The sequence below is a fragment of the Undibacterium sp. TJN19 genome (genome assembly GCF_049339485.1).
Lineage (GTDB): Bacteria > Pseudomonadota > Gammaproteobacteria > Burkholderiales > Burkholderiaceae_D > Undibacterium.
This window is the reverse complement of sequence record NZ_JBMPPL010000006.1, coordinates 257932-269165: the sequence shown is the minus strand read 5'-3', so window position 1 is coordinate 269165 and position 11234 is coordinate 257932. Positions and strand designations below refer to the sequence as shown.

At 49.9% G+C, this 11234-nt stretch carries 8 protein-coding genes; 2 read left to right on the top strand and 6 right to left on the bottom strand.

Annotation, left to right across the window (positions count from 1 at the left end; all coding sequences use genetic code 11):
• Positions 1–254: 254 nt before the first annotated feature.
• On the top strand, positions 255–515 hold the full coding sequence (locus ACO0LH_RS17970) for a hypothetical protein (protein WP_422942499.1): 261 nt from the start codon (positions 255–257) through the stop codon (positions 513–515).
• Positions 516–649: 134 nt separating this feature from the next.
• Here the strand turns inward: ACO0LH_RS17970 and ACO0LH_RS17965 are convergent, their stop codons facing one another.
• Both ACO0LH_RS17965 and ACO0LH_RS17960 read right to left on the bottom strand, forming a co-directional pair.
• Positions 650–1786, bottom strand: coding sequence for an SRPBCC domain-containing protein (locus tag ACO0LH_RS17965; RefSeq protein WP_422942498.1), 1137 nt, complete (start codon positions 1784–1786; stop codon positions 650–652).
• 1 nt (position 1787) lies between these two features.
• Positions 1788–2777 (bottom strand): acyl-CoA desaturase, encoded by a 990-nt coding sequence (locus ACO0LH_RS17960; protein ID WP_422942497.1) that lies wholly within the window; start codon positions 2775–2777, stop codon positions 1788–1790.
• 474 nt (positions 2778–3251) lie between these two features.
• On the opposite strand from ACO0LH_RS17960, the gene ACO0LH_RS17955 reads away from it, so the two are divergent.
• Positions 3252–4094, top strand: coding sequence for an HDOD domain-containing protein (locus tag ACO0LH_RS17955; RefSeq protein WP_422942496.1), 843 nt, complete (start codon positions 3252–3254; stop codon positions 4092–4094).
• Between the two features lie 6 nt (positions 4095–4100).
• Here the strand turns inward: ACO0LH_RS17955 and ribA are convergent, their stop codons facing one another.
• The 4 genes from ribA to pepN all read right to left on the bottom strand — a co-directional run bounded on the left by ribA (position 4101) and on the right by pepN (position 10927).
• On the bottom strand, positions 4101–4733 hold the full coding sequence (gene ribA, locus ACO0LH_RS17950) for a GTP cyclohydrolase II (RefSeq protein ID WP_422942495.1): 633 nt from the start codon (positions 4731–4733) through the stop codon (positions 4101–4103).
• A gap of 300 nt (positions 4734–5033) precedes the next feature.
• A complete protein-coding gene (gene ilvD / locus ACO0LH_RS17945) occupies positions 5034–6908 on the bottom strand; it encodes a dihydroxy-acid dehydratase (RefSeq protein ID WP_422942494.1) in 1875 nt (624 codons plus the stop codon).
• A 306-nt stretch (positions 6909–7214) separates the two neighbouring features.
• Positions 7215–8216 (bottom strand): class 1 fructose-bisphosphatase, encoded by a 1002-nt coding sequence (locus ACO0LH_RS17940; protein ID WP_422942493.1) that lies wholly within the window; start codon positions 8214–8216, stop codon positions 7215–7217.
• A gap of 23 nt (positions 8217–8239) precedes the next feature.
• On the bottom strand, positions 8240–10927 hold the full coding sequence (pepN, locus tag ACO0LH_RS17935) for an aminopeptidase N (RefSeq protein ID WP_422942492.1): 2688 nt from the start codon (positions 10925–10927) through the stop codon (positions 8240–8242).
• Positions 10928–11234: the final 307 nt, after the last annotated feature.

Here is an 11234-nt window from a genome sequence, read left to right as displayed (position 1 = left end):
ATAGCCTTTGAAAAGAACCGCTCACACAGCAATTTGCTTCTATTTGCTACTGCTGGCAGACCGTAAGTGATAAAAATCCTGGGCGCATTGTACTTATACGTAACGTTAATTGCAAATCATTCTCATTATCATTTGCAATTAATGAATTGTTGTTTATCTACGATTTACATAAGCCGCCAGCCCTCATGATCGACACGTTTGCCGGCATCATGACGTCGGTAGATCGTCTGAAAAAAATCAACTCATGAACAATAATGCGTGAAAATTTCTTAATGACGTTGTTCATCACTACGCTGGTAGTCAACCCCGTCTTTACCGGAACCGTCGTGACACTTACTGTTCTCGCATTAAATAACAATACAGAAACCAGCAAGGAAACTGAGCAGGAAAAATGCGGCCACGCAGAAACGGTGGTTATCAGCGGCGATAAACTGAAGCTTTGGGTTTGTGGATGCCTGACATTCCCCTGCGCGGATCCAAGGGAGCAGATGGCAAGACAAGGGCAATCACCATAGATGGCATTGCCTGGACGATTTTTACCAGGACATCAGAAGTATATCGATCCGGCATACTGATCGCTTCTATATATCACGCGACCCCAATCACCCGGGGCCAGGAAATTACTATTGCCGATGACGCTGAACGCAGGTCATTGCGACTTCATTTCAGCACTCAAGTGTGGTGCCATCACAAGATGCTCATCATGCATGGCTCTTTTTTGATAAAAATTAAGGATGACTTCTTCAAAATTATGAATCAATAAGCTGGCGACCATATCGGCATACCAGTTGAACTCTGTACTCACCCGGTAGCGCATCTGTATTTTCAACTCGGTAATCTGGGCGTTTTGAGGCTTCAGCGAATAAGTCGTATCCAGAATATCAAAATAACGTCCGCCTATCATGACATGGTCATCAAGCGCATCAGGTGGAAAAGAATCCGCATAAAAATGATAGCGCCAGACTACATATTGATTTTCTGCCCAGTCACTGGACACCTGGTCAAAATGGATGGACTTGTTCATCTTTATGCTGCGTACCAGACCCGCCGGACTTGCGCGGGTAATGCCGGCGACTGGCAAAGGGACGCCTATGCGGTACATCCAGGCCTGCCCTACTTCATCTGGGCGTATATTGTCAGCATGGTGAAGCTGATGCCAGATCTGTTCAGGTGTCGCCTGAATTTTTATCGACCGCTCCAGCACCGCGACGCGTTGCAAATCAGGTTCAGATGCAGGCGCAGCGCCTAGCAATAATGGCAATAATACAAAACTTCCCAAGGCCTGTTTAGGCCAATTGGTCGTACGACAAATGAAGCCCATCAGCAAACCGCCTGCTGCACCAGCCACGGCGAATAAAGGAATGATGATAATGGCGCAAATCGCCCCCTCAATAAAAATCGCCATGGTGCCCAGCACAAACAAGAAATTTGCAATAATGGGAGCGGCTATATAGAAACTCCAGCTCCTGCGCTTCTGGCACTCGGCAACAAAGACCGTCGTCGCACCAACTGCCATCGGCACCAGCAAGACAAATGTGCCAGCCATCGCGGCATATGCAGCTTCAGGTTTGCCTGAAAAAACCAGGCGCAAGATCACACCAATCAGCGCCCCGGCAACCAGAGGAAACCAGTTTGAAAATGGCAAAGTCTTTTTATGCTGTCTTGAAGCTGAAAATTCTCCGGCACTGGTCACGGAAGTTTGCTGCAGTTGCATTTCAGGGCTGGGCTGATGGGCTGCATCGTCGTTGTGATCATTGCTCTCATCATTGCTCTTATCTTCGTTCATATTAATTTCCAGGTTGAACTGCCGCGCTGACAGTCACAATTTGTTGACTCATTTTTGAGCCGGGAGACATCGATATGGCGACGGCATGAATATGTAGCTCTGGCCGGAATGGCAGATCAGATGGCAACTTTAAATTGGATACCAGGCCCATTTTCTGAAGCAGTATCAAGGCCCACCAGCCTGGATCCCACTCTCCCGCCTGCAAACCCAGTCTGGCAGAACCGGGATAGGCATGATGGTTGTTATGCCAGCATTCACCCATGGTCAGCAAAGAGACGAAAGGTATGTTGTGGCCCTGCACCGCAGCACCTTTGACTTCATAATGCAGTTGCCCATGGTTGTGCGCAAAATAGCCGATGAACCAGTGGCCAAAGACAGTCGCGGTAACACGTGCGCAGACGCCCCAGAACACAAATGCCCAGCCTCCCCAGCCATAGAACAACAAGGCTATTGGTAACTGTTGCAGCATCCAGGTTTTTTCCAGAAAGCGATAAAACCTATCATCGGCTATTTGTGGCTCTATGCGGATTTCCGGAGGTTGGAGCAAGCGCAGGTCGCAGTGCAATTGCCACCATGCGTCAGTCCAGATACCACGCCCATGCCGCAGATAATCATGACAAGCCGGCAGGCGCTGTGCATAGTCACGTAATTCATGTTGCCGCAATAAGCCGATTGGCCCCGCCAACCCAACCTGCACGCCCAAATAAACCAAAATGTATTCCAGCCATAAGGGGCAACTGAAACTATTGTGGATTAGTTTCCTGTGGCTACCGAGTGAATGCCCGAACAGTAAAACCACGACCGTAGAGGAAACGAAGAGCACAAATGCTGCCCAATTAAAATAATGAAAGCCACCCACGATCGCGGCGAAAAACATACTGCTGATCCAGATTGACTTTACCGGTGAATAAACGACTGTGCCTGTTTGTACGCTAAGCGCATCGGCCGCCATTACACGATGCTCAACGACGGGAAATTGCGTTGTTTTCATAAAATTCCATCTCTGGATTTAGAGGGATACTTGCGCCTAACAGCAATGCTGCAAAAAAAAGCGCTGACAAGCTATCTTTGCGAGCCTACTTCAATTAAAAATTATATTAAGTTAATTAGCCAATTAACTAATCAACTAAGACATTAATTGATAATTTATTTTTTGTCAAAGATTAAATTCTTCAATCAATCAGGAGCATGGCTATCGTTTTAGAATGTGTCAGAGAACGCGGTGTTTTGGTAGAGAATGAAAATGGTAAGCACAGTGCAACGGTAAGTGCAGATTTTCATCATTCACTTTATACATGAGCGAAACTTCAGGTAGAGCTCAATTGCCAGACAGGCTGGGCCTCGCGCTGATCGCCCGTATTTTCTGTTTTTTTTGTAGCAAATTGACACACATGAAGAAAATACAAGTTCATTCCTTATATTTTCTGGCAAGCTATGAGAAATCGTCTTCATAGGAGCCAGATCAATGAATTCCATCTCTGTTGCCCAGATCATTGACAGTGTGAAAGATTTGCCGACCTTGCCGGCAATCGTGATGGAATTGTTGAATAATATCGACAATGAAGAATTGGATATGCATGAACTGGCGCAAAAAGTCAGTCATGACATGGCGCTGACGGCCAAGACTTTGCGCTATGCGAATTCGCCCTATTATTCAACCATGATCAAGGTCACGACGGTGCAGCAGGCGATTTCCCTGCTGGGTTTGACTACTGTGCGGCAGATTGTCATGACTGCGGCACTGACAGGCTGCTTTCCTGAAAATAATTGCCGCGGGTTTAATCATAAAGACTTCTGGCGACACTCCAACGCCGTTGCCATTGCTGCCCGCATACTGGCACGTCGCCTCAAATTCAATGTTGATGTCGCTTTCACGGCCGGCCTGCTGCATGATATTGGCGCCCTGGTACTGGCAACCTGCCATACTGAAGCCTATGAAGCAGCATTGGCGCAACGCCAGGAACTACACGCAACGCAATATGAAACCGAAAGACAGGTATTGGGAATCGATCACGCCATGGTTGGCGAGGCATTGGCAATACAGTGGAATTTTTCAGAGATGATGATCAAGGCGATCTCCGGTCATCACCATCCAGAAAAACCCGGCCTGGGTTTTCTGGCCACCATCATCCACGTTGCTGACGGTATCGCCCATGCACTGGGCGTAAGCATTACGCCAGACCATGCGCCACCTGAAATCACCGGACAATCCTGGGAAAGCCTGGGGCTGGATCAGGCTTCACTTGACGAAGTGCTGAGTGAAGCCGCCGCAGAATTTGAGAAACTGCAAGATCAGGTCGAGGTCTGACCGCAATTAAAGATCGGGCTGTATCAGATGCCCCAGCTTGGTCGCCTTGGTAGCCAGGTAACGTTCATTAAATGGATTGCGTTTGATGATCAGGGGAATATGTTCTTTCACAGTGATCTTCATGCCTTCCATTGCGGCGATCTTGCGCGGGTTATTCGTCATCAGTTTGACAGACGTAATGCCAAGGTGCCTGAGCATGGGGTCACACAGGCTGTAATTGCGCAGGTCGGCAGCAAAGCCCAGTTTTTGATTGGCCTCAACCGTATCAGCACCCTCGTCCTGCAAATGATACGCCCGTACCTTGTTGACCAGCCCTATGCCACGCCCTTCCTGGCGCAGGTATAAAATCGCACCACGTCCTTCATGGGCAATCTTTTGCATGGCCAGTTCAAGTTGCGGCCCGCAATCACAACGCTGGCTGAACAGGGCATCGCCAGTCAGACATTCGGAATGTATGCGCGCCAGCACAGGCTGGCCATCCGCGACATCGCCAAGAGTCAATGCAACATGCTCTTTGCCGGTTGCTGCTTCGACAAAGGCATGCATGCGAAATGTCGCCCAGGTGGTGGGTAAATTGCAGGAGGTAATATATTCCAGCGCCTGTTCCTTGATATCAACAGGCTGGTCATTGCTTAACATACAGTTCTCGCGGATTCTTATTCTGAATTAATGCCTGATTATCATTTTTACAAATACGGTAAGCATGAATGATTTTGGCTCAAGCTCAAGTATAAACGACCTGCGCATTTCACACTTTATAGTGAACGATCGTATTATTTCCTCTATGCTTGGATATGTATGGGCTGGATGCCAGAAAGCAAGTACGTGCTTGTCCAAAGAAAAATTACACAGATATGCAAATGTAAAATTGCCAATTAAATAAAAACGCCCTGTTGGACAGGGCGCTTCATCGGTTAGCAATTTCGTGTATCAGTTACATTAACGCTTCAATTGCGAAATATCTCTTACCGCACCACGGTCAGCCGATGTTGCCAGAGCCGCATAAGCCTGCAAGGCTTGCGAGACATAACGGTCACGGTCTACTGGCTGCCAGGCTTGCGGTCCACGTGCTTCCATCGCCGCCCTGCGCTGTGCCAGTTCGGTATCGCTGACTTTCAGGTTAATCGTGCGGGCCGGGATATCGATTTCTATGATGTCGCCCTCTTCCACCAGACCAATAGCCCCGCCCTCGGCCGCTTCTGGCGAAGCATGACCGATGACAAGTCCGGAAGAACCGCCAGAGAAACGACCATCCGTAAACAGGGCACAGGCTTTGCCCAGGCCCTTGGATTTGATATACGAAGTCGGATACAGCATTTCCTGCATGCCGGGGCCGCCTTTGGGGCCTTCATAACGAATGATGACGACATCGCCTTCATGCACGGTATCGCCAAGAATGGCTTCGACCGCTGCATCCTGGCTTTCAAACACACGGGCCTTGCCAGTGAATTTCAGGATACTTTCATCGACACCCGCGGTTTTGACGATACAACCTTTTTCTGCCAGGTTGCCATACAACACGGCGAGGCCACCATCCTGCGAATAGGCGTGCGCCTTATTGCGTATGCAGCCCGCTTCGCGGTCAGTATCAAGGCTGTCAAAGCGTTTGTCTTGTGAGAACGCAGTCTGGGTAGGCACGCCACCCGGTGCAGCGCTGAACAGTTTACGTATTGCAGCATTGTCAGTCACGGCAATATCGTTTTGCGCAATCGCATCTGCCATGGTCGGACTATGTACAGTCGGACGTGTCGTATCGAGCAAACCAGCACGCGCCAGTTCACCCAGGATAGAGATAATGCCGCCAGCGCGATGTACATCTTCGATATGGTATTTATCGGTCATCGGCGCGACTTTGCACAGACAAGGTACTTTGCGTGAGATGCGGTCAATATCTGCCATCTTGAAATCGACGCCGGCTTCATGCGCGGCAGCCAGCAGATGCAAAACTGTATTGGTAGAACCACCCATGGAAACGTCGAGTGCCATGGCGTTTTCAAAGGTCGCCTTGTTGGCGATAGAGCGTGGCAGGACGGAATAATCATCCTGCTCATAATGACGTTTGGCCAGTTCAACCACCAGGCGACCAGCGCGTAAAAATAATTCCTTGCGATCAGCATGCGTCGCCAGTATCGTGCCATTGCCTGGCAAGGACAGACCCAGTGCTTCGGTCAGGCAATTCATCGAATTTGCCGTAAACATGCCAGAACAGGAACCACAGGTAGGACAGGCAGAACGTTCTATACGACCTATCTCTTCATCTGACACACTACTGTCACCGGCCTTGATCATGGCATCAACCAGATCAATCTTCATTATTCTTTGTTCGCCAGTCTGCTTGGGATGCAAAGTCTCCAGCACCTTGCCTGCCTCCATAGGGCCACCGGAAACAAACACGACCGGGATATTCAAACGCATGGCAGCCATCAGCATGCCAGGTGTGATTTTGTCGCAATTGGAGATACACACCATGGCATCAGCACAGTGGGCATTGACCATATATTCAACAGAGTCAGCAATCAGTTCGCGTGAAGGCAACGAGTACAGCATGCCGCCATGGCCCATGGCGATGCCGTCATCCACGGCTATCGTATTAAATTCTTTGGCAACACCGCCAGCCGCTTCAATCTCACGCGCCACCATCTGGCCCAGGTCTTTCAGATGCACATGGCCAGGCACAAACTGGGTGAATGAATTGACGACAGCAACGATAGGCTTATCGAAATCGCCATCTTTCATGCCAGTCGCGCGCCACAGCGCGCGGGCACCGGCCATATTGCGGCCATGGGTGGTGGTACGGGAACGGTAAACTGGCATATCTGACTCCGGGCTGGCGATAAATGAAAAAGTTATATCAGCATGCGCTTGAGGCTACGATATGTCAAATATGGAATTTATTGAAAATTAGGTCGTTTTATATATCAGACCAAAAAACTCACCACAGAGGCACCGAGACACAGAGAAAGGCAGGAGAAAACCTAATACTTTATAAAAACGAGTTTGGTTTTCTCTGTGCCCCTCTGTGTCTCCGTGTCTCTGTGTTGAGAGGTCTTTAGTCAAATAACGAGTAACCATAAAAAAACGCGAAGCTCACACTTCGCGTTTTCAAGGATCATGACTCCATCATTCCTGATGGTATTGCGTCACTCTTTCCACTTCGTTTTTTGACCCCAGGAACACCGCGACACGCTGATGCAGTTTTTCTGGCTGGATGTCGAGCATGCGTTGCTTGCCGTCTGTCGATGCGCCGCCGGCCTGCTCAACGATGAAGGACATGGGGTTGGCTTCGTACATCAGGCGCAGCTTGCCTGCCTTGTCTGGCTCACGCTTGTCGGCCGGGTACATGAAGATACCGCCGCGGTTCAGGATACGGTGAACGTCAGCAACCATGGAGGCGATCCAGCGCATATTGAATTCTTTGCCGCGTGGGCCGGTGCCGCCTGCCAGCATTTCATCCACATAGCGTGTGACCGGAGGATACCAGTGACGGGTATTGGAAGCGTTAATGGCAAACTCTTTGGTATCGACCGGGATTTGCATATTGCGCTGGGTCAGTACCCATGAACCCATTTCACGGTCAAGGGTGAAGCAATTGACGCCATTGCCTGTGGTCAGCACCAGCACTGTTTGTGGGCCATACACGGCATAGCCAGCGGCGACTTGCTTGCTCCCAGGCTGCAAAAAGTCTTGCTCAGTCGGCTTGCCCATGCCATCCGGCGCCTTCAATACCGAGAAGATGGTACCGATGGACACATTGACGTCGATATTGCTGGAACCATCGAGTGGATCAAACAAGAGCATGTATTCACCCTGCGGATAGCGGTTCGGTATCGGGTGTATGCTTTCCATCTCTTCCGATGCCATCGCTGCCAGGTGGCCGCCCCATTCATTCGCTTCGAGCAAAATTTCATTCGACAGGATGTCGAGTTTCTTTTGCACCTCGCCCTGGATGTTTTCGCTGCCGGCAGTACCCAGCACTTCACCCAAAGCGCCTTTACCAACAGCATGGCTGATGGTTTTACAGGCGCGGGCAACGACTTCTATCAGCAGGCGCAATTCTGCAGGTATGGAATTATTCAGCCGTTGTTCTTCGACCAGGTATTGGGTGAGGCTTACGCGTTTCATGTTTATCTTTCTTTACTTGAGGATCAGGAAGCCAGTGCCTTGCTGACTACTTCCAGCACATCTTTTGACAGCTTTTTGGTGTCAGCCACTTTTTGCAAAGCCGCTTTCATATGTGTCTGCAGATTCTTTGGATATTTCTTCCAGCGATCCATGCTGCGCGCCAGGCGGGCTGCCACTTGCGGGTTGATCTTGTTCAAGGCAATCACCAGTTCTGCCCACAAGGCATAACCGCTGCCGTCAGCCGCATGGAAGCGTGATGGATTGGCATTGCAGAAAGCAAAAGTCAGGCTGCGTGCACGGTTGGGGTTAGTCAGCGTAAATGCCGGGTGTTTCATCAATTCGCGCACTTTGGCGACATCGGTAGTGCGTGCCGTTGCCTGCAACATGAACCATTTATCGATGACCAGCGCTTCTTTCTTGAAGTCTTTATAGAACTGGTTAAGTGCCTTGGCAGCTGCTTTCCTGTTCTTTTCAGATCCGCTGAAATTGCTCAATGCATTCAGGGCGGCTAAACGGTCAGTCATGTTTTCAGCCGCTTCAAACTGGGTTTTCGCCAGTTCGAAGGTGGAATCATCTGACCATTCCAGCAAGTAGGACAGGGCCAGATTTTTCAGTCCACGTTTTGCCATCGATTCCGCATCAGGGCTGTATTTGCCTGGCGTCAGGTTGGCTTCATAGGCACTCAGCAAATCAGCGCGCAAATGTTCCGTCAATGTCGCACGTACAAACTGACGTGCGGTATGGATGGCTTGCGGATCAACTACCTTGAATTCTTCGGCAATCATTGCTTCAGACGGCAAGGTCAGCACCAGCTCACGGAAGGAAGGGTCAAGCGTTGCATTGTTTAATATGCTGCGCAAGGCTTCGATAAACACGCTGTCGAGCGTCAGGGCTTCACCTTGCTGCACAGCTATCGTCAGTTTGACCAGGCGACGTGTTGCCAGGCGTTGACCGGCTTCCCAGCGGTTGAAAGGATCTGCGTCATTTGCCAATAACAAGCCCAGTTCTTCATCGCTGTAATCAATTTCCAGCACAACAGGAGCAGAAAAATTGCGCAGCAGGGATGGAACCGGCTTGCTTGTCACGCCGGTAAAGCGGAAAGTCTGGCTTTCTTCAGTCAATTCCAGCACGAGATTTGTAGCACCTGCCTGCGCTTCATAACCAGCACAATTGAGGCCGATATCTTTGCCATCAGCGCCCAGCAAACCCATCGCAACCGGGATATGGAAAGGCAGTTTTTTTGCCTGACCTGGCGTCACGGGGCAAGATTGACTCAGTGTGATGTCATAGGTCTGTGCCTGTTCATCATAGGTGGTTTCGACTTTGACGCGGGGAGTACCAGCCTGGCTATACCAGCGTTCGAACTGTGTCAGGTCACGGCCGCTGGAATCTGCCATCGCAGCACGGAAGTCATCACATTCAACTGCCTGGCCATCATGGCGCTCGAAATACAAATCCATGCCCTTACGGAAGCCATCATGCCCCAGCAGGGTGTAATACATGCGCACGACTTCCGAACCTTTTTCGTAAATCGTGACTGTGTAGAAATTATTGATTTCGACGAAAGAATCGGGACGCACAGGATGAGCCATCGGGCCGGCATCTTCAGAGAACTGCACCTGGCGCAACAGGCGCACATCTTCTATGCGTTTAACGGCACGGCCCGTAGCGGTGCCAACCAGGTCAGCAGAAAATTCCTGGTCACGGAAAACAGTCAGGCCTTCTTTCAGCGACAACTGGAACCAGTCACGGCAAGTAACGCGGTTACCTGTCCAGTTATGGAAGTATTCGTGACCAACGACGGATTCTATACCTGCATAATCTACGTCAGTGGCAATGCTTGGGTTGGCCAGCACGAACTTGGTATTAAAAATATTCAAGCCCTTGTTTTCCATCGCCCCCATATTGAAGTCACCCGTAGCGACAATCATGAAGCGGTCAAGGTCGAGTTCCAGGCCAAAACGCTCTTCGTCCCAGCGTATGCTGTTCTTCAGGGAATCCATCGCATGCTGGGTTTTGTCGAGGTTGCCGTCTTCGACCCATACCTGCAACAGGGCTTTACGGCCGGATTTCAACTTGTATTTTTCTTCCTGGCAAACCAGCTTGCCAGCTACCAGAGCGAACAGGTAAGAAGGTTTTTTGAACGGGTCTTCCCATTTGGCGAAATGGCGGCCATCCCCCAGATCACCTTCGGCAATCAGGTTACCGTTGCTCAGCAGGACAGGAAATTTTTTCTTGTCACCACGCAGCATGACGGTGTATTTCGCCATGACATCAGGGCGATCAGGGAACCAGGTAATTTTACGGAAGCCTTCTGCTTCACACTGGGTAATGAAATTACCGTTGGACGCATACAGGCCTGACAACGAAGTATTCTTTACAGGATTGACCAGCGTCTCGATCTCCAGCGTCACTTCATCTGGCGCATTGGCGATACGCAGGGTTTCGCCTTCTATCTTGTAGGCTGATTTCTTCAGGTTCACGCCATTCATGCGCAATTGCAGCAGTTTCAGCGATGCGCCAAACAGCACCAGGTCTTTCTCGCTGCTGTCGTGGTTGCGGCGCATGGTCATACGGGTGGCAACATGGGTGGCTTGCAGATCAAGGTCGAAACCCATCTCTACGGTATCAACCCAAAAACCAGGGGCAACATAATCTTTACGGAAAATAGCCTGGGGTGCCTGAGCTTTGCTTGCAGTATCGTTACGCATGGATGGAATATCTCGCGAAAAAAATGGGAATGACAAAGTCTTTTGGACCCTGCGAAGACCGCCATTTTACCAAGCTGTCACTGTACTGGTGTAAAACCGCTCACAATTCCCATGCTTTAACAGAGAAAATTTGGCATGGATGGTGATTTTTTTCCTTTATCGCCCAAAATAAGTAAAAAATCGATGCCGTCATCGATAAGAAACTGCTGATTAATATTGATCAATGCTGATGAGTGCTGATCAGTACTGATTAAGCTTCGCGCTTGGCTGAATCAGGGGTCGATAGGTTCTCAAACCCCTCGTCCCT